Origin of the sequence: Citrobacter sp. Cb041, from assembly GCF_030336655.1 — a bacterium.
GTDB lineage: Bacteria > Pseudomonadota > Gammaproteobacteria > Enterobacterales > Enterobacteriaceae > Citrobacter > Citrobacter braakii.
In genome coordinates, this window is the sequence record NZ_JAOWDD010000028.1 from 184,669 (window position 1) to 209,941 (window position 25,273).

29 protein-coding genes are annotated in these 25,273 nt (G+C 52.3%); 14 read left to right on the forward strand and 15 right to left on the reverse strand.

Going from position 1 to position 25,273, the window contains the following annotated elements; all coding sequences use genetic code 11:
• The first annotated feature begins 4 nt into the window (after positions 1–4).
• The 3 genes from secF (at position 5) to OGV52_RS03410 (ending at position 2,227) form a co-directional block, all read left to right on the forward strand.
• Positions 5–976, forward strand: coding sequence for a protein translocase subunit SecF (secF, locus tag OGV52_RS03400; RefSeq protein ID WP_003021550.1), 972 nt, complete (start codon positions 5–7; stop codon positions 974–976).
• Positions 977–1,145: 169 nt separating this feature from the next.
• Complete coding sequence (locus OGV52_RS03405; protein ID WP_016152028.1) at positions 1,146–1,511, forward strand: VOC family protein; 366 nt, start codon at positions 1,146–1,148, stop codon at positions 1,509–1,511.
• 23 nt (positions 1,512–1,534) lie between these two features.
• Entirely contained in the window at positions 1,535–2,227 is a 693-nt protein-coding gene (locus OGV52_RS03410; RefSeq protein ID WP_200079430.1) for a helix-turn-helix transcriptional regulator, read from the forward strand.
• A 45-nt stretch (positions 2,228–2,272) separates the two neighbouring features.
• On the opposite strand, the gene OGV52_RS03415 is transcribed toward OGV52_RS03410, so the two are convergent.
• Both OGV52_RS03415 and OGV52_RS03420 read right to left on the reverse strand, forming a co-directional pair.
• On the reverse strand, positions 2,273–3,136 hold the full coding sequence (locus tag OGV52_RS03415; protein ID WP_003021561.1) for a nucleoside-specific channel-forming protein Tsx: 864 nt from the start codon (positions 3,134–3,136) through the stop codon (positions 2,273–2,275).
• A gap of 298 nt (positions 3,137–3,434) precedes the next feature.
• Positions 3,435–3,974: a SadB/YajI family lipoprotein gene (locus OGV52_RS03420; RefSeq protein ID WP_016155853.1), complete on the reverse strand. Its 540-nt coding sequence runs from the start codon at positions 3,972–3,974 to the stop codon at positions 3,435–3,437.
• 153 nt (positions 3,975–4,127) lie between these two features.
• Here OGV52_RS03420 and nrdR point away from each other — a divergent pair, with 153 nt between their 5' ends.
• From nrdR to pgpA, 6 genes are all read left to right on the forward strand, one after another.
• Positions 4,128–4,577, forward strand: a complete 450-nt coding sequence (gene nrdR / locus OGV52_RS03425; RefSeq protein WP_016152032.1) for a transcriptional regulator NrdR — start codon at positions 4,128–4,130, stop codon at positions 4,575–4,577.
• A 3-nt stretch (positions 4,578–4,580) separates the two neighbouring features.
• Positions 4,581–5,684 (forward strand): bifunctional diaminohydroxyphosphoribosylaminopyrimidine deaminase/5-amino-6-(5-phosphoribosylamino)uracil reductase RibD, encoded by a 1,104-nt coding sequence (gene ribD, locus OGV52_RS03430; protein ID WP_287108093.1) that lies wholly within the window; start codon positions 4,581–4,583, stop codon positions 5,682–5,684.
• Between the two features lie 86 nt (positions 5,685–5,770).
• A complete protein-coding gene (gene ribH, locus OGV52_RS03435) occupies positions 5,771–6,241 on the forward strand; it encodes a 6,7-dimethyl-8-ribityllumazine synthase (RefSeq protein WP_016152034.1) in 471 nt (156 codons plus the stop codon).
• 19 nt (positions 6,242–6,260) lie between these two features.
• A complete protein-coding gene (nusB, locus tag OGV52_RS03440) occupies positions 6,261–6,680 on the forward strand; it encodes a transcription antitermination factor NusB (protein WP_000801129.1) in 420 nt (139 codons plus the stop codon).
• Between the two features lie 77 nt (positions 6,681–6,757).
• Positions 6,758–7,735 carry a thiamine-phosphate kinase gene (gene thiL / locus OGV52_RS03445; RefSeq protein WP_141874913.1) on the forward strand — a complete coding sequence of 326 codons (978 nt, stop codon included), beginning with the start codon at positions 6,758–6,760 and terminating at the stop codon, positions 7,733–7,735.
• Positions 7,713–8,231 (forward strand): phosphatidylglycerophosphatase A, encoded by a 519-nt coding sequence (gene pgpA, locus OGV52_RS03450; protein WP_287108094.1) that lies wholly within the window; start codon positions 7,713–7,715, stop codon positions 8,229–8,231. Before thiL ends, pgpA begins: the two co-directional genes overlap by 23 nt.
• A gap of 100 nt (positions 8,232–8,331) precedes the next feature.
• Here pgpA and yajO read toward each other — a convergent pair whose 3' ends face one another.
• From yajO to xseB, 4 genes are read right to left on the reverse strand one after another with little or no spacing between them, the layout of a single operon-like run.
• Positions 8,332–9,306, reverse strand: coding sequence for a 1-deoxyxylulose-5-phosphate synthase YajO (yajO, locus tag OGV52_RS03455; protein WP_049270173.1), 975 nt, complete (start codon positions 9,304–9,306; stop codon positions 8,332–8,334).
• 56 nt (positions 9,307–9,362) lie between these two features.
• Positions 9,363–11,225: a 1-deoxy-D-xylulose-5-phosphate synthase gene (gene dxs / locus OGV52_RS03460; RefSeq protein WP_049281998.1), complete on the reverse strand. Its 1,863-nt coding sequence runs from the start codon at positions 11,223–11,225 to the stop codon at positions 9,363–9,365.
• 24 nt (positions 11,226–11,249) lie between these two features.
• Positions 11,250–12,149, reverse strand: coding sequence for a (2E,6E)-farnesyl diphosphate synthase (gene ispA / locus OGV52_RS03465; RefSeq protein ID WP_016152039.1), 900 nt, complete (start codon positions 12,147–12,149; stop codon positions 11,250–11,252).
• Positions 12,150–12,392: an exodeoxyribonuclease VII small subunit gene (gene xseB / locus OGV52_RS03470; RefSeq protein ID WP_016152040.1), complete on the reverse strand. Its 243-nt coding sequence runs from the start codon at positions 12,390–12,392 to the stop codon at positions 12,150–12,152.
• Positions 12,393–12,600: 208 nt separating this feature from the next.
• Here xseB and thiI point away from each other — a divergent pair, with 208 nt between their 5' ends.
• Positions 12,601–14,049, forward strand: a complete 1,449-nt coding sequence (thiI, locus tag OGV52_RS03475) for a tRNA uracil 4-sulfurtransferase ThiI (protein ID WP_005125147.1) — start codon at positions 12,601–12,603, stop codon at positions 14,047–14,049.
• A gap of 99 nt (positions 14,050–14,148) precedes the next feature.
• Here the strand turns inward: thiI and OGV52_RS03480 are convergent, their stop codons facing one another.
• The 3 genes from OGV52_RS03480 to panE are packed head-to-tail and all read right to left on the reverse strand — an operon-like array spanning position 14,149 to position 16,724.
• Positions 14,149–15,228 carry a hypothetical protein gene (locus OGV52_RS03480; protein ID WP_353622595.1) on the reverse strand — a complete coding sequence of 360 codons (1,080 nt, stop codon included), beginning with the start codon at positions 15,226–15,228 and terminating at the stop codon, positions 14,149–14,151.
• Positions 15,229–15,259: 31 nt separating this feature from the next.
• The gene (gene yajL / locus OGV52_RS03485) at positions 15,260–15,850 is read right to left on the reverse strand and encodes a protein deglycase YajL (protein WP_016152043.1); all 591 of its coding nucleotides are present in this window, start codon (positions 15,848–15,850) and stop codon (positions 15,260–15,262) included.
• Entirely contained in the window at positions 15,813–16,724 is a 912-nt protein-coding gene (gene panE, locus OGV52_RS03490) for a 2-dehydropantoate 2-reductase (RefSeq protein WP_153690669.1), read from the reverse strand. Before panE ends, yajL begins: the two co-directional genes overlap by 38 nt.
• Positions 16,725–16,898: 174 nt before the next feature.
• Here panE and OGV52_RS03495 point away from each other — a divergent pair, with 174 nt between their 5' ends.
• Positions 16,899–17,390, forward strand: coding sequence for a YajQ family cyclic di-GMP-binding protein (locus OGV52_RS03495; protein ID WP_003831002.1), 492 nt, complete (start codon positions 16,899–16,901; stop codon positions 17,388–17,390).
• A 94-nt stretch (positions 17,391–17,484) separates the two neighbouring features.
• On the opposite strand, the gene OGV52_RS03500 is transcribed toward OGV52_RS03495, so the two are convergent.
• Complete coding sequence (locus OGV52_RS03500; RefSeq protein ID WP_016152045.1) at positions 17,485–18,849, reverse strand: MFS transporter; 1,365 nt, start codon at positions 18,847–18,849, stop codon at positions 17,485–17,487.
• A gap of 182 nt (positions 18,850–19,031) precedes the next feature.
• Between OGV52_RS03500 and OGV52_RS03505 the strand changes: the two genes are divergently transcribed.
• Genes OGV52_RS03505 through OGV52_RS03515 form a run of 3 tightly spaced genes read left to right on the forward strand, consistent with a single transcriptional unit; the run spans position 19,032 to position 20,316 of the window.
• The gene (locus tag OGV52_RS03505) at positions 19,032–19,514 is read left to right on the forward strand and encodes an Hcp family type VI secretion system effector (protein WP_016155861.1); all 483 of its coding nucleotides are present in this window, start codon (positions 19,032–19,034) and stop codon (positions 19,512–19,514) included.
• 11 nt (positions 19,515–19,525) lie between these two features.
• Positions 19,526–19,993: an STM2901 family protein gene (locus OGV52_RS03510; RefSeq protein ID WP_016152047.1), complete on the forward strand. Its 468-nt coding sequence runs from the start codon at positions 19,526–19,528 to the stop codon at positions 19,991–19,993.
• Entirely contained in the window at positions 19,993–20,316 is a 324-nt protein-coding gene (locus tag OGV52_RS03515; protein ID WP_016152048.1) for a DUF1493 family protein, read from the forward strand. The genes OGV52_RS03510 and OGV52_RS03515 overlap by 1 nt, the downstream gene beginning before the upstream one ends.
• A 59-nt stretch (positions 20,317–20,375) precedes the next feature.
• Here OGV52_RS03515 and cyoE read toward each other — a convergent pair whose 3' ends face one another.
• From cyoE to cyoA, 5 genes are read right to left on the reverse strand one after another with little or no spacing between them, the layout of a single operon-like run.
• The gene (gene cyoE, locus OGV52_RS03520; protein WP_003831005.1) at positions 20,376–21,266 is read right to left on the reverse strand and encodes a heme o synthase; all 891 of its coding nucleotides are present in this window, start codon (positions 21,264–21,266) and stop codon (positions 20,376–20,378) included.
• 11 nt (positions 21,267–21,277) lie between these two features.
• Positions 21,278–21,607 carry a cytochrome o ubiquinol oxidase subunit IV gene (locus OGV52_RS03525; protein ID WP_003831006.1) on the reverse strand — a complete coding sequence of 110 codons (330 nt, stop codon included), beginning with the start codon at positions 21,605–21,607 and terminating at the stop codon, positions 21,278–21,280.
• Positions 21,607–22,221, reverse strand: coding sequence for a cytochrome o ubiquinol oxidase subunit III (locus OGV52_RS03530; protein WP_003831007.1), 615 nt, complete (start codon positions 22,219–22,221; stop codon positions 21,607–21,609). The genes OGV52_RS03525 and OGV52_RS03530 overlap by 1 nt, the downstream gene beginning before the upstream one ends.
• The gene (gene cyoB / locus OGV52_RS03535) at positions 22,211–24,202 is read right to left on the reverse strand and encodes a cytochrome o ubiquinol oxidase subunit I (protein ID WP_003831008.1); all 1,992 of its coding nucleotides are present in this window, start codon (positions 24,200–24,202) and stop codon (positions 22,211–22,213) included. The genes OGV52_RS03530 and cyoB overlap by 11 nt, the downstream gene beginning before the upstream one ends.
• A 19-nt stretch (positions 24,203–24,221) precedes the next feature.
• On the reverse strand, positions 24,222–25,169 hold the full coding sequence (gene cyoA / locus OGV52_RS03540) for a cytochrome o ubiquinol oxidase subunit II (protein WP_003847580.1): 948 nt from the start codon (positions 25,167–25,169) through the stop codon (positions 24,222–24,224).
• Positions 25,170–25,273 lie beyond the last annotated feature (104 nt).

Here is a 25,273-nt window from a genome sequence, read left to right on the forward strand (position 1 = left end):
CGAAGTGGCACAGGAATATACTGTTGAACAATTGAACCACGGCCGTAAAGTCTGGGACTTTATGCGCTGGGACTACTGGGCTTTCGGCATTTCAGGTTTCCTGCTGATTGCGGCCATCGTGGTGATGGGCGTACGTGGGTTTAACTGGGGTCTCGATTTCACCGGTGGTACGGTAATTGAAATCACGCTGGAAAAACCGGCCGATATGGACGTGATGCGCGATGCGCTGGAGAAAGCGGGCTTTGTTGATCCGCTTCTGCAGAACTTCGGCAGCAGCCACGACATTATGGTGCGTATGCCGCCAACTGAAGGCGCAGACGGCGGTCAGGTACTGGGCAGCAAAGTGTTGAGTGTGATTAACGAATCCACCAACCAAAACGCCGCGGTGAAGCGAATTGAATTCGTGGGTCCGAGCGTGGGTGCAGACCTGGCGCAAACCGGTGCAATGGCGCTGATGGCGGCGTTGATATCTATCCTGGTGTACGTCGGTTTCCGCTTTGAGTGGCGACTGGCGGCAGGGGTAGTTATCGCTCTGGCGCACGACGTGATTATCACACTTGGGATCCTGTCGTTGTTCCATATCGAGATTGATCTGACTATCGTCGCATCGTTGATGTCGGTAATCGGTTACTCGCTGAACGACAGTATCGTCGTATCTGACCGTATTCGTGAAAACTTCCGCAAAATTCGTCGCGGTACGCCTTACGAAATCTTTAACGTGTCATTGACTCAGACGCTGCACCGTACGTTGATTACGTCCGGTACGACGTTGATGGTTATTCTGATGCTGTTCCTGTTCGGTGGTCCGGTACTGGAAGGCTTCTCGCTGACGATGCTGATCGGTGTTTCCATCGGTACTGCATCTTCTATCTACGTAGCATCGGCGCTGGCGCTGAAGCTGGGTATGAAGCGTGAGCACATGCTGCAGCAGAAGGTTGAGAAAGAAGGGGCGGATCAACCGTCAATTCTGCCTTAAACTATTAAGAGTGAAGATACTGGAATCCCGATCGCAAGGTCGGGATTTTTTTTGCCTGTGATTTGGTAGCAGTTCATTATCTTTTCCGGTCGCCATACTACTGACAGTATGCTGTCAGTAGCCCTGTCTTATAGTCCTTCTGAGATTACCCACACAGGCAGGAGGAAGTATGAATAACGTAATTAGCTGGTTTGAAATCCCCGTGGCACAAATGGAGCGCGCCATTGCTTTTTATGAGCCAGTGATGCAGGTTTCTTTGCGTCGTGAGAATATGGACAGCGCGGAGCTGGCCGTATTTCCACATCAGGATCCCGCTCCCGGCGGGGCGCTGGCTAAATTTGACGGTATTACGCCTTCAGCGCAGGGCGCTATTATTTATCTGCATACGGATGATTTGGCTGCAACTCTTAAACGCGTCGCCACCGCTGGCGGTCAGTGCGTGTTTGGTCCGCTCGAACTGGGGCAGGATATTGGCACTATTGCGCTGTTTACTGACAGCGAAGGCAATCGCGTTGGTTTACATCAACCCGCGTAATATTTTCAGGACTGAGGATTAAAATGACCAGACGCGCCGACCGCTTGTTTCAGATTGTACAAATCCTGCGTGGCAGGCGAGTGACAACGGCGGCGCTGCTGGCAGAACGTCTTGAGGTTTCTGAACGGACGATTTATCGCGATATCCGCGATCTCTCTTTATCCGGCGTGCCCATAGAAGGAGAAGTGGGCAGTGGATACCGCTTAATGGCGGGGTTTGATCTGCCGCCGTTGATGTTAACGCATCGCGAATCAGAAGCGTTAATGGTAGCGATTCGGTTGCTGAAAACATGGGGCGGGGATTCACTCTCACAGGCGCTGGAATCCGCGCAGGAAAAAGTTCTGGCGATATTGCCGCCAGAGTGTCGGCGCAGAGCCGAGCAAACGCGGGTTTTCGCGCCAGATTTTGGCAATCAGCCGCATTCACGCAGTGCTTTTGATCTCATACATCGCGCGGTTTCGGTGCAGCAGGTGCTGGCGCTGCATTATCGCGACGAGTGCGGGAATCTCTCCTGGCGCGACGTTCAGCCGCTGGGGCTATTTTTCTGGGGTGAGCACTGGTTGCTGGTTGCCTGGTGCGAGAAACGTGACGATTATCGCTGCTTTCGCGTTGATCGGTGTCTGAAGATCACGCCGCTCGACAGGCATTTTCGTGAATCTGCAGATCGCTCGCTAAGTGATTTTTTACGTAAAGTACGCTGTGAAGACCAGCCATAAAAAAGCCAGCGGTTAAGCTGGCTTGTCTGCGATAAATTGGCAGGATTAGAAGTTGTAACCTACGACCAGGTAACCACCCCAACCGGTAGATTTCGCGCTGAAGTCGCCTTCGCCCCAGTTCAGAGTATCTCCACCTTTCCACTGGCCGCCGTTATGGAAGTAACGCGCTACTACGGAGTAGTGCCAGTGATCGTAGTTCAGCGCCAGGACGTGGCTGGAAGCGATAGAGTTGCTGGTGCGGTTCGGATCATCACCCAAATCTGAGCCCCAGTCGAAGTTGGTGAAGCCGATGTAGGTCAGTTGGCCGCCCCAAACCTGGGTGATCGGCACAAAGTATTTAACTTTGAAACGGTAGCCATCCCACTCGTTTTCGTTGGATGCGCCATAGTTCTGCCACTGGTATTTAGCATACACGTTCAGGGACAGACCCATCGGCAGACCGGTATCGATATCGGTACCCAGACCCATATACCAGGTGCTCTGGCGGCTGGCTTTGTTATCACCCATATCGTAGATGTAGTTGTTGGCGAAATACCACTCTTTGAACGGACCAAAGCTCAGGTCAGCACCGGTCAGTTTATCGATGGAGAAACGCGGTTCGATTTCCATAAACAGCGGGGAACCGTCAGACCAGATGCCTTTATCGTTGCCGTTACCCCAGTCGAAGGTTTTCGGAATATCGATGTAGCCATAGAAGTCAAACCAGTCTTTTTTGGCAAACGCTTCGTATTCCAGATACACGTCATTGTTCAGTTTCGGGGAGAAACGGGTGTGGTAGCTACCCACCACGTTGACGCTCTGGTGCCACCAGTCGGACAGATATTGCGGTTTGTCATTTTCTGCAGCGTTGGCAGTAAAAGACGAGGAGAGCGCCAGCACTGCACCGGCTGCAAGTAATGTTTTTTTCATATGTATGCCACTGTTTGAAATCCCTTTCGGGAGTGAAAAAGGCGCAAATTGCGTTTCTAAATATTTCGTGTTTCTTCGGAGCCTATTATAAAAATCATTGTTCACAAAAATATGTGTTGTTTCACAGTTCTATCATTTACGTAATCGATTGCGTTCACGTTTGCTTACTTTAGGCGGCGAATTGTACTGGCTCCCATGAATGTTGCCAAGTTTTACCAGAAATATCGGTTATGTCAGGTGAGTAACAAAACGGGCCGGAGTGATGTTGCGGAACGCACAAAACGTCCCGCAAAAAAGTTTATTGATTAACAGGCTGGATGTCGTGGATACGAACAAATCCTAACTGGTCCGGAGAGAGGCCATTTATCTGCAGCGGAATGTCTACGTCGCTGGGAGCAAGGATACTTGCCGGGGCCGTTACCAATTGGTTCTGAACGTTCGTTTCCTGATAGTTATCCGTGGTGCCCTGAATTTGTCCATACTCGACGGTGGCGCTAAAGGCGGGTAAAGGCGTAGTGGATTCACCCTGAATACGTAATGTGAGCCGCGTGCCGTCGGCGTTCGGCGCAATATTGACAAGTGACATCCGTAACATGCCAATCTGGCTGTCCAGTCGGGCTGGTGTATTGGAACCCGGCAGCAGATAGGCTCCGCTGGTTGATTTGGCATTCAACATATTTTGTTGTGTAATTTTTACCGTTTCCTGATTTAGCTGTGTCATCTCTTTATTCAACGTGCTAACACTTTGATGCATCTGGCGTACTTCGCTTTGCTGTGCGCATGCGCTAAGACTAAAGAGACTTCCCACCAGGAGAATTCTTAGGTAACGTCTTGTCATTGTGATTACTTCCTTCATTGTCGCGATAGCATAATGGTAGTGCGCACCGAGCACGAAGGCATCGATCCTTTGTCTCAAAAGCGCTGCGCCTTTGTTGTCACGCCAGTTCAGGGTAAAATAGATTTCTGTTAACCACTGAGGACAGGACGCCGTATGCATTGCCCATTCTGTTTCGCCGTAGACACTAAGGTAATTGACTCTCGTCTTGTAGGCGAGGGCTCCTCAGTACGCCGCCGTCGGCAGTGTCTGGTCTGTAACGAACGTTTCACCACTTTTGAAGTGGCTGAGCTTGTCATGCCACGCGTTGTGAAAAGCAACGATGTGCGTGAACCCTTTAATGAAGATAAGCTGCGCAGCGGCATGCTCAGAGCGCTTGAGAAACGTCCGGTCAGCTCAGATGACGTCGAAATGGCGTTGAACCATATCAAATCACAACTGCGTGCGACTGGCGAGCGTGAGGTGCCGAGCAAGATGATCGGCAACCTGGTGATGGAGCAGTTGAAAAAACTCGATAAAGTCGCCTACATCCGCTTTGCCTCGGTTTACCGGAGTTTCGAAGATATCAAAGAATTTGGCGAAGAGATTGCTCGCCTACAGGACTAAGCCATGCAGGATGAATTGTACATGGCGCGCGCGCTGAAGCTTGCTGCGCGCGGACGTTTTACCACTCACCCCAATCCCAACGTGGGCTGCGTGATTGTCAAAGATGGGGAGATCGTCGCTGAAGGGTATCATCACCGCGCGGGCGAACCGCATGCCGAAGTCCACGCTCTGCGCATGGCTGGAGAAAAAGCGCGAGGGGCGACTGCCTATGTAACGCTTGAACCCTGCAGCCATCATGGTCGTACCCCCCCGTGCTGCGATGCGCTGATTGCCGCAGGCGTGTCACGTGTGGTTGCAGCGATGCAGGATCCCAATCCGCAGGTAGCAGGTCGTGGTCTCTACCGTTTGCAGCAGGCGGGCATTGACGTCAGTCACGGGCTGATGATGAGCGAGGTTGAGCAGCTTAATAAAGGCTTTCTCAAGCGTATGCGTACGGGATTCCCCTACGTGCAGCTTAAACTTGGTGCGTCGCTTGATGGGCGTACGGCGATGGCCAGTGGTGAAAGCCAGTGGATAACCTCGCCACAGGCGCGTCGCGATGTGCAACGATTACGGGCGCAAAGCCACGCCATCTTAACCAGCAGCGCTACGGTGTTGGCTGACGACCCTCAGCTTACCGTGCGATGGTCGGAACTTGGGGAGTCAACCCAGGCGAGTTACCCGCAGGAAAATCTGCGCCAGCCTATCCGCATTGTTGTTGATAGCCAGAATCAGGTCACGCCGGAACACCGTATTGTGCAACAGCCTGGAGAAACCTGGATTGCCCGGACAAAAGATGATCCTCGTAGTTGGCCGGAGACGCTGCGCAGCCTGAAGGTGCCGGAACATAACGGGCATCTGGATCTGGTGGTGCTGATGATGCAACTGGGCAAGCAGCAAATTAACAGCATTTGGGTTGAAGCTGGTCCAACGCTTGCGGGCGCGTTATTACAGGCCGGTCTGGTCGATGAGCTAATCGTGTATGTTGCGCCTAAACTGTTAGGCAGCGATGCGCGAGGATTATGTGTGCTTCCAGGCCTTGAGAAACTGGCTGACGCCCCCCATTTCAAATTCAACGAAATACGCCATGTAGGTCCGGACCTCTGCCTGCATTTAGTGGGCGCATGATCTCCCGGTTCGAAAGGGAAGCAGCGCACAGATTATTATGATAAAATCCGCCCCCCTGCGGGGTCTAGTGAATCCGAAGGAAGAATATGAACATTATTGAAGCTAACGTTGCTACCCCGGACGCTCGCGTCGCCATCACCATTGCGCGTTTCAACAACTTTATCAATGACAGCCTGCTGGAAGGTGCGATCGACGCCCTGAAACGTATTGGTCAGGTTAAAGATGAAAACATTACCGTCGTTTGGGTTCCGGGCGCGTATGAGCTGCCGCTGGCAGCCTCGGTACTTGCAAAATCCGGTAAATACGACGCGGTGATTGCGTTAGGTACGGTGATTCGTGGTGGTACCGCGCACTTCGAATATGTGGCTGGCGGTGCAAGCAATGGCCTGGCGCATGTCGCTCAGGACAGTGGCATTCCGGTAGCCTTCGGTGTTCTGACCACCGAAAGTATTGAACAAGCCATCGAACGTGCTGGCACTAAAGCTGGCAACAAAGGCGCAGAAGCTGCACTGACTGCACTTGAAATGATTAATGTATTGAAAGCCATCAAGGCCTGATTTTTGTAAGGGGAAATCCGTGAAACCTGCTGCTCGTCGCCGCGCCCGTGAGTGTGCCGTCCAGGCGCTCTACTCCTGGCAGTTGTCCCAGAACGACATCGCTGATGTTGAATACCAGTTCCTGGCGGAACAGGACGTAAAAGATGTCGACGTTCTGTATTTCCGTGAACTGCTGTCCGGGGTGGCGACTAACAGCGCGTACCTGGATGGATTAATGAAGCCTTATCTGTCTCGTCTGTTGGAAGAGCTGGGTCAGGTAGAAAAAGCCGTGCTGCGTATTGCGCTGTTTGAACTGTCTAAACGTAGTGATGTGCCGTACAAAGTGGCCATCAACGAAGCGATTGAACTGGCGAAAACCTTCGGCGCTGAAGACAGCCATAAATTCGTGAACGGCGTACTGGATAAAGCAGCACCTGTGATTCGCCCCAACAAAAAGTAATCCCGAGGCCGGCTGGATGGTGGAACTTGTTTCCGCTGCCCCCGGCTTTTTCTTTTTTTTCTGCTGAGGCATAACGTATGGCATGCGGCGAATTTTCCCTGATTGCCCGTTATTTTGACCGCGTAAGAACGTCTCGTCTTGATGTCGAAACCGGTATTGGTGACGATTGCGCACTTCTGAACATCCCTGAAAAACAGACGCTGGCGATCAGCACTGATACGCTGGTGGCAGGCAACCACTTCCTCCCCGACATTGATCCCACCGATCTCGCCTGGAAAGCGCTGGCGGTGAATTTGAGCGATCTGGCGGCGATGGGAGCCGATCCTGCGTGGCTGACGCTGGCGCTCACGCTGCCTGACGTCGATGAAGCCTGGCTTGAAGCCTTCAGCGATGGCCTGTTTGAACTCCTCAATTACTATGATATGCAGCTGATAGGTGGTGACACCACGCGTGGGCCACTGTCGATGACGCTGGGTATCCACGGCTACGTCCCTGTTGGACGGGCCTTAAAACGCTCCGGTGCGAAACCGGGGGACTGGATTTATGTGACCGGTACGCCGGGCGACAGCGCGGCCGGGCTGGCGATTTTGCAGGATCGTTTGCAGGTGGCAGATACAAAAGACGCAGACTATCTGCTTAAACGTCATCTGCGTCCAACGCCGCGTATTTTGCAGGGACAAGCCCTGCGCGATCTGGCCAGTGCGGCTATCGATATTTCCGACGGCCTGATTTCCGATCTGGGGCATATCGTCAATGCCTGCGGCTGTGGGGCGCGGGTTAACGTCGATGCGTTGCCATACTCTACGGCATTTGCCCAACACGTTGAGCCGGAACAAGCCCTGCGCTGGGCGCTCTCGGGTGGTGAAGATTATGAGTTATGCTTTACCGTACCGGAAATTAACCGTGGCGCACTGGACGTGGCGCTGGGGAATCTCGGCGCATCGTTTACCTGTATTGGGCAGATGAGCGCGGACGTGGAAGGCATTCACTTTACGCGCGACGGAAAACCCGTCACGTTCGACTGGAAAGGATATGACCATTTTGCCGCGCCTTAAAAAAGATGTCGCCAAAAGTCGCCTGAGTATGCGCAATCCGTGGCACCTGTTGGCCACCGGTTTTGGCAGCGGGCTGAGCCCAATTGTTCCAGGCACGATGGGATCGCTGACGGCGATCCCTTTTTGGTATTTAATGACGTTTCTGCCGTGGCAGCTTTATTCACTGGTGGTCATGTTGTCTATCTGTATCGGCGTTTATCTGTGCCATCAAACGGCGAAAGATATGGGCGTGCACGATCACGGTAGCATTGTCTGGGACGAGTTTGTCGGGATGTGGATAACCCTGATGGCGCTGCCGACCCACGACTGGCAGTGGGTCGCCGCCGGATTTGTGATTTTCCGTATTCTGGATATGTGGAAGCCGTGGCCGATCCGTTGGTTCGATCGCAACGTGCATGGCGGTACGGGGATCATGATTGATGATATTGTGGCCGGAATACTCTCCGCCGGAATTTTGTATTTTATCGGCCATCACTGGCCGGTAGGTATCATTTAAATAGGTTTGCCGGATGGCAGCGTAAACGCCTTATCCGGCCTGGAAACACGATGTCGGTTTTGTAGGCCCGATAAGCGCAGCGCCATCGGGCAATGCCAGATTATTTAAATCCGACCACCGGATGCTGTTTGTACGGCGTTTCCAGCTCGGCAATCTGCTCCGGCTTCAGCGTCAAATCCACCGCATTAAGTAACTCATCCAGCTGTTCCTCGCGCGAAGTGCCAATAATCGGCGCTGCCACCCCCGGTTTGCTCAGCAGCCAGGCCAGCGCAACCTGCGCACGCGTTACGCCTAATTCCTCACTGACACCGGTCAGCCGCGCGGCAATTTGCGCGTCGTTTTCATCGCTGTCACTGTATAAATTTTTACCGACTTCATCAGAAACCAGACGTGCGGTCGTTTCTCCCCAGGGGCGCGTCAGGCGACCACGCGCCAGCGGACTCCAAGGGATCACCGCGACGCCTTCCTGATAGCAAAGCGGCAGCATTTCGCGTTCTTCCTCACGGTAGATCAGGTTGTAGTGATCCTGCATGCTAACGAACTGCGCCCAGCCGTGTTGTTTCTGTAAGGCCAGCGCCTGAGCAAACTGAGACGCGTGCATGGATGAGGCGCCAATATAGCGAGCTTTACCGGCTTTCACTACGTCGTTAAGGGCTTCCAGCGTTTCTTCGATAGGCGTATTGTAATCCCAGCGGTGAATTTGCAGGATGTCCACATAGTCCATACCCAGGCGTCTGAGGCTATCGTCGATTGAGCGCAAGATTTGTGCGCGGGATAATCCTTCCGCTAAATCATCAACCTGGTGAAAAACCTTGGTGGCGACCACGACCTCTTCGCGGCGGGCGAAATCACGCAGCGCGCGGCCGACAATCTCTTCGCTGCTACCAGCGGAGTAGCTGTTGGCGGTATCAAAAAAGTTAATGCCGCCTTCAAGAGCGTGTTTGATTATCGGGCGGCTGCTTTCTTCAGGTAGCGTCCAGGCGTGATTGCCGCGATTGGGCTCGCCAAACGTCATGCAACCCAGGCAAAGGCGGGAGACCCGTAGGTCGGTTTTTCCTAAGGTGTTGTATTTCATTAATCCACTCCTGCTATGCTCGTGATGAGTTAAGCATAGCAGGAGCGGGGAGGGGATTATGCCAGCCAGGCCTTGATTTTGGCCTCAATTCCGGCGGCATTAAGTCCCAGTTCGGCGCGAGCCTCGTCCTGAGTCCCCTGCGGGATGAAGAAGTCAGGCAGGCCAATGTTCAGCACCGGAACAGGCTTGCGATGGGCCATCAGCACTTCGTTTACGCCGCTACCAGCGCCGCCCATAATGGCATTCTCTTCGAGGGTGACCAGCACCTCGTGTTGGGCTGCCATTTCGAGGATCAACGTTTCATCCAACGGTTTCACAAAGCGCATATCAACCAGCGTGGCGTTCAGTGACTCTGCGACCTGAGCGGCTTCCGGCATTAGGGTGCCGAAGTTGAGAATCGCCACTTTCTCCCCGTGACGCTTCACGATGCCTTTGCCGATTGGCAGATGTTCCAGCGGCGCCAGCTCAACACCCACCGCGTTACCGCGCGGATAACGTACGACCGTTGGACCGTCGTTGTAGTGATAGCCGGTGAACAGCATCTGGCGACATTCGTTCTCATCGCTTGGGGTCATAATGACCATTTCCGGGATGCAGCGCAGGAAAGAGAGGTCGAACGCCCCTTGGTGGGTTTGTCCATCTGCGCCAACGATACCCGCCCGATCGACGGCGAACAGGACCGGCAGTTTCTGGATGGCGACATCATGCAGTACCTGATCGTAAGCGCGCTGCAGGAAGGTGGAGTAAATAGCCACGACCGGCTTATAACCGCCAATCGCCAGACCGGCCGCAAACGTCACCGCGTGCTGCTCGGCAATCGCCACATCAAAGTAGCGGTCCGGGAACTTACGTGAGAACTCCACCATACCGGAGCCTTCGCGCATCGCCGGGGTGATCGCCATCAGCTTATTGTCTTTCGCCGCGGTCTCACACAGCCAGTCACCGAAGATCTTTGAATAGCTCGGCAGGCCGCCGCTGCTTTTCGGCAGACATCCGCTGGATGGATCGAATTTTGGTACCGCGTGGAACGTAATCGGATCTTTTTCCGCAGGCTCGTAGCCACGACCTTTTTTGGTCATGATGTGCAGGAACTGTGGACCTTTGAGATCGCGCATGTTCTTAAGCGTGGTGATAAGCCCCAGCACGTCGTGACCGTCCACCGGACCAATATAGTTAAAGCCCAGCTCTTCAAACAGCGTACCCGGCACAACCATGCCTTTGATGTGCTCTTCGGTACGTTTGAGCAGTTCTTTAATCGGTGGTACACCGGAGAACACTTTCTTCCCGCCTTCGCGCAGCGAGGAGTAGAGTTTGCCTGAGAGCAGTTGCGCCAGGTGATTGTTCAGCGCGCCGACGTTCTCTGAAATCGACATTTCGTTGTCGTTGAGGATAACCAGCATGTCGGGCTTAATATCACCCGCGTGGTTCATCGCTTCAAATGCCATGCCTGCGGTGATTGCACCGTCCCCAATCACACAAACGGTACGGCGTTCCTTGCCTTCTTTCTCGGCGGCAACCGCAATACCGATACCTGCGCTGATGGAGGTTGAGGAGTGCCCAACGCTCAGTACGTCATATTCGCTCTCACCGCGCCATGGGAATGGATGCAAACCGCCTTTCTGCCGGATGGTGCCGATTTTATCGCGGCGGCCGGTCAGAATTTTGTGCGGGTAAGCCTGATGTCCCACATCCCAGATTAACTGGTCAAACGGGGTGTTGTAGACGTAGTGCAGCGCTACGGTGAGTTCCACCGTGCCCAGACCAGAGGCGAAGTGCCCGCTGGAACGGCTTACGCTGTCGAGCAAATAGCGGCGCAGTTCGTCGCAAAGCTTTGGCAGGCTCTCTTTTGGCAGCAGGCGTAACTCCTGAGTGGAGTCGACCAGCGCCAGGGTCGGGTATTTGGCTATATCAAAACTCATCGCAAGCTCATGGGATATGTTGGTTTATTTATCACGCTGGATTATGTAGTCCGCTAGCGCTTCCAGTGCCGAGGTATCGAGTGACTGTGCGGCCAGCAAACTTAGCGACTGGCGGGCATCCTCAATTAAATCCCGGGCTTTATTCTGGGCTTGCTCAAGACCCAGAAGTGCAGGATAGGTACTTTTGCCAAGCTGCTGGTCAGCACCCTGACGTTTACCCAATGTTGCAGTATCGCCTACCACATCCAGGATGTCATCCTGAACCTGGAAGGCCAGACCGATGCTTTCTGCGTACTTGTCGAGTATTGCCAGGCATTCTCGACCTTTATCGCCAGCGCTTAACGCACCCAGACGCACGGCGGCGCGAATCAATGCCCCGGTTTTATGGCGGTGAATACGCTCCAGCGCATCCAATTCTACCTGATGGCCTTCAGCGTCCAGATCCAACGCCTGACCGCCGCACATACCGGCGATACCGCTGGCCTGGGCCAGTTCAGAGATCATCGCGATGCGGTCACGGTCAGAAACTTCCGGCATCGGGGCGTCGCTGATAATGGAGAACGCCAGCGTCTGTAGCGCATCTCCGGCCAGGATCGCATTAGCCTCGCCAAATTTTACGTGGCAGGTCGGCAGACCGCGGCGCAGGTCATCGTCGTCCATCGCGGGTAAGTCATCGTGCATCAGCGAATAGGCATGGATACACTCGACGGCGGCAGCGGGAGCATCAAGCGTACTCAGGCTGACGCCAAACATCTGACCGGTCGCATACACCAGAAACGGGCGCAGACGTTTACCGCCTAATAATGCGCCATATTGCATGGTTTCGACCACGGGAGTGTTCTGAAAGGGCAATGGCGCGATAAAACGGCTCAGTGCCTGGTTGGCCTGCTCAACGCAAGCCTGTAGCTGCTGCGTAAAATCCATTTACTCATTATCCGGTGTGAAAGGCGTAAGGGCGGCGTCTTCAGTATCTGACAGCAGGATTTGTACGCGCTGTTCAGCCTGCTGCAACTTGACCTGTCCCTGACGTGCTAACTGTACGCCACGTTCAAATTCGTTCAGCGCTTCTTCCAGCGGCAGGTCGCCGCTTTCCAGACGGGTAACAATCTGTTCCAGGTCGCTCAGCGCTGTTTCAAAACTGGCTGGCGCTTCATTTTTCTTCGGCATAATGAATGTCTGACTCTCTGTATTGGCAGCACAAGACTATGGTAACGGACTCGCACTGATAAGCAAATAACGCGCAATGGTAAGGCGATGTGCACAGGATGACCATGATGGTGGTATACTTGCGCGCCTGGATGCAGCCGCAGGGTATGGGCTGCTGTATTTTTTTCCATTACAAGTCATTCAGACTTGCCAAAGAACCATTGCCGCCATGAAGTTTATCATTAAATTGTTCCCAGAAATCACCATCAAAAGCCAATCTGTGCGTTTGCGCTTTATAAAAATTCTGACAGGGAACATTCGTAACGTTTTAAAGCACTATGATGAAGACCTTGCCGTTGTCCGCCACTGGGATCACGTTGAGGTTCGCGCTAAAGATGAAAGCCAGCGCCTGGATATTCGCGACGCGCTGACCCGTATTCCGGGGATCCACCATATTCTCGAAGTTGAAGACGTGCCGTTTACCGATATGCACGATATTTTCGAGAAAGCGCTGGTGCAGTATCGCGATCAACTGGAAGGCAAAACCTTCTGCGTACGCGTTAAGCGTCGCGGTAAGCATGAGTTTAGCTCTATTGAGGTGGAACGCTATGTTGGCGGTGGACTGAACCAGCATATTGAATCCGCGCGCGTGAAGCTGACGAAGCCGGACGTGACGGTTAATCTTGAAATCGAAAACGACCGTCTGCTGCTGGTTAAAGGCCGCTATGAAGGTATTGGCGGTTTCCCGATCGGGACGCAGGAAGATGTACTGTCGCTGATTTCCGGTGGTTTCGACTCCGGCGTGTCCAGCTATATGCTGATGCGTCGCGGCTGCCGTGTGCACTACTGCTTCTTTAATCTCGGCGGCGCAGCGCATGAAATCGGCGTTCGTCAGGTGGCGCATTATCTGTGGAACCGCTTTGGTAGCTCGCATCGCGTGCGTTTTGTCGCGATCAACTTTGAGCCGGTGGTTGGCGAGATCCTGGAGAAAGTCGACGACGGTCAGATGGGCGTGGTCCTTAAACGTATGATGGTTCGTGCAGCGTCGAAAGTCGCTGAGCGCTACGGCGTACAGGCGCTGGTAACCGGTGAAGCGCTGGGCCAGGTGTCCAGCCAGACGCTGACCAACCTGCGCCTGATCGATAACGTTTCTGACACCCTGATCCTGCGCCCGCTTATCTCCCATGATAAGGAGCACATCATTAATCTGGCGCGTGAAATTGGTACTGAGGACTTTGCCCGTACCATGCCGGAATACTGCGGTGTGATTTCAAAAAGCCCGACGGTGAAAGCGATTAAAGCGAAGATTGAGGCCGAAGAAGAAAACTTCGATTTCTCTATCCTCGATAAAGTGGTTGAAGAAGCGAACAATATCGATATTCGTGATATCGCCCAGCAGACGCAGCAGACCGTGGTGGAAGTGGAAACCGTGAGCGGCTTCGGCCCGAACGATGTGATTCTGGATATCCGCTCTGTGGATGAACAGGATGACAAACCGCTGAAGGTTGACGGTGTGGACGTCGTTTCTCTGCCGTTCTACAAATTGAGCACCAAATTCGGCGATCTGGACCAGAGTAAAACCTGGCTGCTGTGGTGTGAACGCGGAGTGATGAGCCGTCTGCAGGCGCTGTATCTGCGCGAGCAGGGCTTTGAAAACGTGAAGGTATATCGCCCGTAGTGACTTTTGCCTGAGGGTGCTGCGCTTATCAGGCCTGCAAGCGGTATGTTTTGTAGGCCTGATAAATTGTTTACGCTGCCATCCGGCAATATAACAATATTATTCAAAACGGATGGGGAGCTTTTTCCCGTTCGACTCCCAGACACCCTGATAGACGCCGTCTTTTAACTCCAGCGTTATCTTCTCTTCCGATTGTTCAGCGGCAGAGGTCTTAAGTACATAATGTTGATTGTCGGCTGTGTCGCATTTACCGTTTAATTCAATCGGTGCGCCAAATTTTTGGTAAAAGTAAGCCCCTTCAAAAAAATCACCGTATTTGCAGTCGACCTTCAACACAATACGCATGCTTTTTCCCAACGTGCCGTACATGACCTTGCCGTCAATGCCGGGTGCTGGCGAAACCGGTGTAGATCTCTTTGCGGTAGTCAGATACTGGCCGTAAGGCGTGAGCTGATTATGCAGTTCAACGGTCGGGATTTTCGTGGTGAAATCGCCCAGTTCGTCACCCGCGCGATTGGCGTGGTTGCTACAACGTCCGTTCAGGAAAGCCAGATGGTCTTTTTGCAGGGCGAATTTGTCGATGTAGTACAGACCGTCGGTGTAGGTTGCACACGATGCGTAGAATTCGGCAAAGCCAGAATCTCCACCGTCTTCTTTTATTTGCTCCGGCTTTTGTGATTTCTGTGCGTCAACAAAGGTATCAATTTGGCTGCGGATATCTTTTCTGATGCGGGTGTTTAATTCGGTCATCGTGGAGCGGGAAAAGAGGTCGTTAAGGGTAATTGTCGCGCCGTTGGCTAAATCGAAGCTGATCGGTACATTGTACGACTCGCAATACGCCCCGCAGCCTTCGACAAACATGTTGAGGGTCAACACTTTGGCGTCGCGATACTCAACCGTGTAGTCAAGGTTTGCGGTGGGATTCATCTCTGATTTCGCAAACTGATTCACGGTCGCTCGTGGATTATTTCCCGGTAGCTGATTGATAAAGCTTGTGAAAATATAATCGTTAATGCGTTTTGCAACCTGTGGGTTATCCGTTGAGGTAAACCACGGCACGCGATATTGCATCTCAGTGCTTGCGGGATAGCGATACTCAAGGCTCTCAATTTCAAGTTGAGTCGCACTGGCGTAGCCGGGAAGGAGCAGTAAAGCCACTCCGCTCAGATATCCTTTCATCATAATTCCTTGAATGCGAGTGGCCTGAAGATTACTCGTAGTAGTTATAAATTCCCGCAGCCATCACCAGTTGTGATGCCACTTCGTAAGCTTTTTCGCGACTCACCAGGAGATCAATGATTTTTAAACCGAAATCGATTGAGGTTCCCGGTCCCTGGCTGGTTAACAGATTGACGCGCGGATCCCATACGACGCGCTTATCCTGCCACTGGTCAGTGGGAATATTGTCTTTCAGCGCCGGAAAACCGGTCATGTTACCGATGGGGAAAATATCGTGTGGGACGAGGACTGTGGCGGCAGCGGCGCAAATTGCCGCGACAATGCGCCCGGAGCGATGAAACTGTTTCACGGTTTCGACAAGCAGAGGGCTGTCGCGAAAACACTCGGCGCCTTTAATACCGCCGGGCAGCACGATAATGTCGAAATCCCCGTCAGCAACTTCCACTAATGGGGCATCCGCCAGTAGTTTTACGCCGCGTGAGCACACGATCGTCAGGCCGCCATCGCTGGCAACGCTTGCAGTCGTGACCTTAATTCCGCCGCGAACCAGCAGATCGATAGTGGTGACCGCTTCGGTCTCTTCACTACCAGGGGCGAGACATACCAGTGCTTGAGCGCTCATACTCACTTTCCTTTCTCTTAACCATTTCAAACAGGCGGGCATTTTCCGGGACGGCGATGCCGTGCGCGCGGGCGCGTTTTAACAAATAACCGGTAATGTAGTCGATCTCAGTATGGCGCAGGGCGTGTATGTCTTGCAGCATTGATGAGATATTTTCCGCCGTACTGTCAATCACTTGCTCAACATAATAGCGTAAATCATCCACAGATGTGTGGTGGCCTTCGCGTTCAATGACCGCCGCCACCTCCTCGCAGATGAGCGCTATTTTTTCAGGATGATGGCGTAACTCTCCATTTGAGCAATCCCATAATGCGGTCAGCGGGTTAATGACGCAGTTGACGGCCAGCTTACGCCACAACTCAGCGCGAATATTGTTGTGCCAGGCGACGTCCGGCAGCACCTCTTGCAGGACTTCAGCCAGATAACTGAAATCACCGTCTTGTTCACGCGCCGGACCAATCCTTGTTGTTCCCTGAGCGACATGAATGATCACGTTGCCGTCACGGCGTGCCGCGTGGGTTGTGGTGCCCATCAATAGAGGTTGCTTAATGTTATGCAACTCTTCAATCGTCCCCATACCGTTGTGAATCAGCAGAATGGGAGTGGTGTCAGGCAGAATGGAGGCCAGGCCTTTGACCGCATCAGAAACCTGCCAGGCTTTCAGAGTGACAAGCAACAGGTCGCTTTTCGCCAAAAAATCGGGGTCGTTTGCCGTCAGGGATTCATTGAATACTGACCCATCCGTGTCGATCAGGTTAACGCTGCAATAGGGTTGCGGTACGCGTAGCCACCCCTGAACCTCATGTCCATGTTTGCACAGCGTGGTTAGCCAAAGCTGTCCTAACGCTCCACATCCCAGTACGGTAATTTTCATTCTTCCTCCTCACCTGCAACATCACCAGGTGTTAATCCATATCGGCCGTACCCCATTATTGTTCGCAGGTATTAGCACCACGTACAATTAAAGGATACAGCCTAGTATAGCGCTGTCTGTTGTGTAACTTTGCAGGTATTATGCTTCGCATCAAAAATGAAGGGAGAGGAAAAGATGCCATCTTTCGATATTGTTTCTGAAGTTGATCTTCAGGAAGCCCGTAACGCGGTAGATAACGCCAGCCGTGAAGTGGAGTCACGCTTTGATTTTCGTGGCGTTGAAGCGACTTTTGAGCTGAACGAGTCGAATAAGACGATTAAGGTGCTAAGCGAGTCTGATTTCCAGGTCAATCAGTTGCTGGATATTTTACGTGCCAAGCTGCTGAAACGTGGTATTGAAGGCACTTCGTTGGACGTACCAGAAACCTTCGTGCACAGCGGTAAAACCTGGTTTGTTGAAGCTAAGCTGAAACAGGGCATTGAAAGCGCGGTGCAAAAGAAAATCGTCAAGCTGATCAAAGACAGCAAACTGAAGGTGCAGGCGCAGATTCAGGGCGAAGAAATCCGCGTGACCGGCAAGGCGCGTGACGATCTGCAATCCGTTATGGCGCTGGTTCGCGGCGGCGATCTCGGCCAGCCGTTCCAGTTTAAGAACTTCCGCGATTAAGTCGTAATGCCTGATGGCGCTACGCTTATCCGGCCTACAGGTTGCACACGCTATTTGTAGGCCGGCTCAAACGATAGTCGCCATCTGGCACTCTTCACGCCTGACTGATGGCCTGTTCAACCTCAAATCGATTCGTCACTTTGCTGTCGATTTTCACGTAAGCCGAATGCTCTTTCGCTACAATTAACACTTCGCTTATCCCTTCTTTAGCCAGCAGACGCTGCTTAAGGGTGTCATCTGCGGCAATCTCAGGTGGGATTTCCACTCGCAGGCTGCTGACATACGGCGGCTCTTTCATTGTGCTTGCCACCAACAACCAAACTGCCGCCAGAAGCGCGCCGGCCAGGAATACCGCCTGACCATCAAACATTTCGACCACCCAACCGCCGAGCGAACCGCCAATCGCCACGCCAAGAAACTGGCTGGTGGAGTAAACGCCCATCGCCGTGCCTTTATAGCCAGCCGGAGACTCTTTGCTGATAAGCGAGGGGAGGAGGGCCTCCATCAGGTTGAAGGCGAGGAAGAATATCTGAACGCCTGCAATCAGCCCCCAAAAACGCACGTTAGCGCTCCACAATACAATCTCTGCGATAAGGATCAGTAACACGCAGGCGAGGAATACGCGCTTCATCCGCCGCTTCACTTCTGCGTAAATGATGAACGGCACCACGGAAACAAAGGACAGCAGCATCGTCACCAGATAAATTTTCCAGTGTTCTGCGGCGGGGAAACCGGCTTTCGCCAGTTGGCCCGGTAAGGCGACGAAAGTGGACATCAACAAAATGTGCAGACACATGATGCCAAAGTTAAGCTTGAGCAGTTTGGGTTCCGCCAGCACTTTGCTGAAGCTGCCTTTTACCATGCCAGATTCGCGGTTCAGCACGTGGCTGGTGCTATTGGGAACGACCCAAATAGTCAGCACAATGCCGGTGGTTGCAAGAGCTGCAATCATCCAGAACAGCGCGTGTAGACCCAGCGCATGGGTAACGATCGGTCCTAGCACCATCGCAATGGCGAAGGTGATACCAAAGCTGACGCCGATAAACGCCATCGCTTTGGTACGGTTTTGCTCACGGGTTAAGTCGGAAAGCAGCGCCATCACGGCGGCGGCAATCGCGCCAGAGCCTTGCAAAGCGCGACCGAGAATAATGCCCCAGATTGAATCGGAGAGGGCGGCAATCACGCTGCCGAGAACGAACACCGCCAGCCCGCCGACGATAAGCGGCTTACGACCGATGCGGTCAGAAAGCAGACCAAAGGGGATCTGGAAAACGGCTTGCGCCAGACCATAAATGCCAATGGCAAGGCCAATCAGCGCTTCACTGGCCCCCTGTAGCGCCATACCGTACGTGGTCAGAACCGGCAGAACCATAAACATGCCAAGCATGCGCAACGAGAATACGGTCCCTAAACCCCAGGTGGCGCGCAACTCACCGGGCGTCATTTTGTAATCGTTCATTCCCACCTCTGTATTAATTTCGCGCCTAGTGTAAAGCGGGGAAGGAGTGCGGTAAACCTCTACGATATGTGGAATTGTGTAGTGGGAAAATTGAAATAATTACAACTGCAACTAATTTACTTGCGATAATTACAGGTGTAGTCTTTTGGTGGTTATTTCTAATGGAAAGAGGGAAAAGGAAAATGGCGATTCCGGGCAATATGTGGATTTATGACGATGGTGGTGCGCTGATTAAGGGCGGGTGTGATGTAAAGGGAAGAGAATACAGTATTGAATTTAAAGGCTTTCATCACAATTTGTCTATTCCCACTGATAACGGTACAGGCAAGCCAACAGGCACACGCCAACATTCACCGATGATGATCGTCAAAGAGTTTGACTACTCCAGCCCGTATTTATACAAAGCTGTCGCTTCTGGTCAGAATCTTAAGTCTGCAGAGATTCGTTGGTACAAAATCAATGATGCCGGTCAGGAAGTTGAATACTTCAATATGTTTCTGGAAGGGGTGCGGATTGTCTCCGTTTCTCCCTCGATGGCTGGTCCAGAGGACATGAATAATAACCATCTTGAAACCATAGAATTACGCTACGAAAAAATCACCTGGAAGCATTGCGACGGGAACATTATCTATACCGACGCATGGAATGACCGGCAGACGGCATAATGGGGGATTGAATGGACACAACTGAAGAGGCGAATGGAACCTATTGGTATCATGGTCACGCTAACGTAACGTCGGGTGAACTGTTTGATTTGATATTCATTGAGCAGTTGGCAGATTCATTAGGTATCACCACGGAAGCTGTTATGCTGGTTTTGATCGGTCAACCATTTATTCCTGTCAAAGGAAAACTATCAGCAGCCACGAACACTCCAGGCACTAGTATTGCATCAATTCTATGTAGAAAACTTCTGAAAGGGGCTCGGTTCCCGTTTGGTTTAAGACTACACGCTCCTATGGGGAAGTTTTCCAAATTGAAGATGGTTCCAACAAACCAAATAGCAACTTACATAGGCCGTTGGGTTCCTTTTGTCGGGCATGCTCAGTTAATCGTGCTTTTGTTCGCGGTGACAAAACATACCCGCGATAAATACAACCTCATCGCACGACCCAAAGATCGCATACAGTGGACATCTTTCTGATGAGAAATTATGAAGCTGAAGTTATTGAGTACATCATGAAGAATTACCCAATCAGGGAACGTTGGTTTAGGCCTGGTCTTAAGCAGGTCACGAAAGAATGGACCCTGGAGGATGATTTTCAGTTTATTCCGGAAGATGCATATGATTTTTTAGCTGATTTATTTGAGCATTTTGATATTGAATATTCGAACTTTGATGGAAGGAATTATATTGAACAAGAATACCCTTTCTGGAAAAAAGATCCTCCTGAAATTGAATTAAAGCCTTTGACAGTAGAGATGATTATAGAGTCAGCAAAGGCGGGGAAATGGCTTTATGACTGAATAACATCCCTGCCAATAAAAAAGGGTGCCGGAGGCACCCTTTTCGTATCAGCAGATCGTTACCAGACGTAAGTCAGCAGGTTCTGCGAGTTTGGCACCATAAAGTCAACGGACATCATCACGGAAAGCGCGGTAATGGCGATGATGGAGAAACCGAACAGCTTGCGCGCCCAGACCCTGTCATCTTCCACTTTATAACCGCGCAGCGCCATGCCCAACCACCAGACACTCACCGCCGCAGCAACAATCAGGTATTTATAACCAGCATAGCCGCCCAGGGTGAGCATCAGCGTGGCGATAGCAAACGCCACGATGTACAGCGTGATATGGTTCTTCGCGACCGAAATACCTTTCACCACCGGCAGTACCGGGATGTTGGCTGCCTGATAATCCTTAAAGCGGAAAATCGCAATCGCGTAAGAGTGCGGCATCTGCCACAGACTGAAAATAGCCAGCAGAATCAGCGCACCGCTATCGAACTCACCGGTTACGGCGCAGTAGCCAATCACCGGCGGCGCAGCGCCGGAGAGTGAGCCAATCAGCGTGCCATAAACGGAATGGCGCTTCATGTACAGGCTATAGACGCCCACATAGACCACGAAGCCCATTACCCCCAACCAGCAGGCCAGAGGGTTCGCGCCAAACCACAGCAGCATAAAGCCAGCAATACCCAGCAGGGTGGCGTATACCAGCGAGACCGCAGGGGAAATCAGACCTTTAACCAGCACGCGGTTTTTGGTCCTCTCCATCTTCCTGTCGATATCCCTGTCGATGTAGTTGTTAAATACACAACCCGACGCCACAACCAGTGACACCCCAACCAACGTGTAGATAAACAGGGGATAATCAATGCTGCCTTTCGAGGCCAGCAGGAATCCCCCAATCACCGAGATCAGGTTGCCAAAGATGATGCCTGGTTTTGTTACTTGCAGGTATTGCTTAAACATCATAATCGCCGCTCTTAGTGCATCATCATGTTGTAGTTAAGGTTCCACATAATCCAGATGGAGCCCACAACCAGGATGGCGATGATTAGCACAGTAAAGACAAAGGCTGTCATGTTCCAACCTTCATCAGATTTGCTATTCATGTGCAGGAAGCACACCAGGTGCACCAGAATCTGTACCACTGCCATTGCCAGAATAGTTCCCAGAATGACGGCAGGAGAGGCAGAACCTGTCATGACCATCCAGAACGGAATAACCGTCAGGATTATCGACAGGATAAAACCTGTCATGTAGGTTTTTACGCTGCCATGGGATGCGCCGCCGCTCTCGTTAGAATGACTCATTACATCGCCCCCATCAGATAAACAACAGTGAACACACAGATCCACACCACATCCAGGAAGTGCCAGAACAGGCTCAGGCACATGATGCGGGTACGGTTAGTACTGGTCAGGCCGCGACGAGCAACTTGCACCATCAGCACCGCCATCCAGATAAGACCGGAGGTGACGTGCAGACCGTGCGTGCCGACCAGCGCGAAGAACGCAGACAGGAAGCCGCTGCGATCCGGCCCCATACCGTTAACAATCAGGTGATGGAATTCATAGAGTTCCATCCCGATGAATCCGGCACCGAACAAGAAGGTCAACGCCAGCCAGGAGATAACCTGGCTCTTGTTGTTCTTGTACATGGCGATCGCCGCCATGCCGTAAGTAATAGAGCTGAATAACAGCAGGAATGTTTCAACCAGAACGAACGGCAGTTCAAAAATGTCCTTACCTGTTGGGCCACCTGCGGTGCCGTTCACCAGAACGGCATAGGTTGCAAACAAAATAGAGAACAGAATGCAGTCGCTCATCAGGTAGACCCAGAATCCGAAGATCTTGGTCTGGCCTGCATCGTGGTGCCCGTGTTCGTGCGCGTGGGCAGTCGCGTGCGTTAAAGTATCAGTTGCCATTTTTCAGCCCTGCCTTAGTAATCTCATCGAAATGCTGGTTTTCCAGTTTTTCGACTTCCGGGACCGGCACGTAGTAATCCACGTCTTCATCAAAGCTTTTCACAATCCAGCTGATAATCATGCCTGCGAAGCTTGCAATCGCCAGCCACCAGATATGCCAGATCATGGCGAAACCAAACAGTGTTGCGAAGGCGGTAATGACGATACCGGCACCGCTGTTTTTCGGCATATGAATTTCTTCATAGTGCGCAGGCTGCTTGTACGCTTCACCTTTTTCTTTCATTTCCCAGAAGGCATCACGCTCATGAACGTGCGGCACAACGGCAAAGTTGTAGAACGGAGGCGGGGAAGAGGTTGCCCACTCCAGCGTACGACCACCCCATGGGTCACCGGTCAGGTCGCGGTTCTGCTCGCGGTCGCGAATAGAAACGAAGATCTGAATCAGCTGGCACAGGATACCCAATGCAATCAGCGCGGCACCGCAGGCGGCAACGACCAGCATCGGATGGAACTGCGGGTCAATCTGCTGGCTGAGGCGACGGGTCATCCCCATAAAGCCCAGCACATACAGCGGCATAAACGCCACGAAGAAGCCGATGATCCAGAACCAGAATGCGCGTTTACCCCAGGTTTCGTTCAGCGTGAAGCCAAACGCTTTTGGCCACCAGTAGGTCATACCTGCGAAGCATCCAAATACGACGCCGCCGATGATAACGTTATGGAAGTGCGCAATCAGGAACAGACTGTTGTGCAGCACGAAGTCCGCACCCGGAACTGCCAGCAGTACGCCGGTCATGCCGCCGACTGAGAAGGTAACGATAAAGCCAATCGTCCACAGCATCGCTGAGTGGAATACGATACGACCCTGGTACATGGTGAACAGCCAGTTGAAGATCTTCACCCCGGTCGGGATGGCGATAATCATGGTGGTAATACCGAAGAAGGCGTTTACGTTAGCGCCTGCACCCATGGTGAAGAAGTGGTGCAGCCAAACAACGAACGACAGAACGGTGATACACACGGTTGCCCACACCAGTGAGGTGTAACCAAACAGACGTTTACGTGAGAAGGTTGCAGCGATTTCGGAGAACACACCGAAGACCGGCAGAACCAGAATGTACACTTCCGGATGGCCCCAGGCCCAAATCAGGTTGATGTACATCATCATGTTGCCGCCCATATCGTTGGTAAAGAAATGGGTGCCTAAATAGCGATCCAGGGTCAGCAACGCGACGGTAACCGTCAGGATTGGGAAAGACGCGATAATCAGGATGTTCGCACACAGCGATGCCCAGCTAAATACCGGCATCTTGAACATGGTCATTCCTGGCGCACGCATCTTAATGATGGTCACAAAGAAGTTGATCCCGGTTAGGGTTGTACCAATACCGGACAACTGGACTGCCCATATCCAATAATCGACCCCGACGCTTGGACTGTACTCTATTCCCGAGAGTGGCGGGTACGCCAGCCAACCGGTCTGTGCGAATTCACCCACGCCCAGAGACAGGTTAACCAGGATTACGCCGACAACGGTGAACCAGAAGCTCAGGTTGTTCAGGAACGGGAATGCAACGTCACGTGCGCCGATCTGCAGCGGAACCACCAGGTTCATCAGACCGATAACAAATGGCATTGCCACGAAGAAGATCATAATCACGCCGTGAGCCGTGAAGATCTGGTCGTAGTGGTGAGGTGGCAGGAAGCCCGCTTCACCTGCAGAAGCCAGCGCTTGCTGACTACGCATCATGATGGCGTCGGCAAAGCCACGAATCAACATGACGATTGCGACAATGACATACATGATGCCAAGGCGTTTGTGGTCAACCGAAGTTAGCCACTCTTTCCACAGGTAGGTCCACTTACCGAAGTAAGTGATTAGGCCCAGTAAGGCCGCACCACCGATGATAATGGCAGCGATCGTAACCATGACAATTGGTTCATGGAACGGCACTGCATCCAGCGTCAATTTTCCGAACATCGTATTCTTCCTCGGCCCCTTAGTGAGCGGATTCCGCGTGGCTCATGTCCATGCCTTCCATTCCTTCGTGTGCGCTGTGCTCACCTTCGGGTTGGGTCATGTCCATGCTCTTACCGTGAGCCATAAATTTGTTAATAACGTCTTTAAACAAATCTGGTTTCACGTTGGAGAAGTATTCCACCTGGTTGTATTCGCTTGGCACAGCCACTTTTTCGAACGCAGCCATGTCGCTCATGGTGTTCGTGGACTGTTTAGCTTTAGCAACCCATTGGTCGAATTCGGCGCGGTCCTTTGTTGCGATAGCCTTGAACTTCATACCGGAGAAGCCTGGTCCGCTATAGCTTGCGGAGATACCATCATAAGTACCGACTTCGTTGGCGATCAGATGCAGTCGAGTCTGCATACCGGCCATGGCATAAATCTGGCTACCCAGACGCGGGATAAAGAAGGAGTTCATCACGGAGTTGGACGTCACTTTGAACTCAACCGGAGTATTCGCCGGGAAGGCGATTTCATTCACGGTAGCGATACCTTGTTCCGGATAGATGAAGAACCATTTCCAGTCCATGGAAACCACTTCAATGGTAATGGGCTTCTCGTCATGCGCCAGCGGTTTGCTTGGCTCAAGAGCGTGAGTGGTTTTCCAGGTCAGTACGGCAAGGAAAATGATGATTAAGATCGGCACCGTCCAGACCACAGCTTCCACTTTATTGGAGTGTGACCAGTTCGGGCTGTACTTCGCATCTTTATTGCTTGCACGATACTTCCAGGCGAAACCAACAGCCATCAAGATGGCAGGAATAACGACAATCAACATCAGGCCAAATGCCGTCAGTATCAGTGAACGTTGTTCCAGTCCAATCTGTCCTTTAGGGTCAAGCAGCGCAGAATTACAGCCACTGAGTAATGCAGTGCCTGCAATTAATGACAACCATCCCAAACTTTTATTGTATTTCCTGAGTCTCATTTAACGACCTCAATTCCACGGGACCGGGTGGCGTTTAAAGTGTGAGGGCATTTTACGGGAAGGTTACATTACTGTAAACATCCTTGGATCTGTGTTACTGGGTT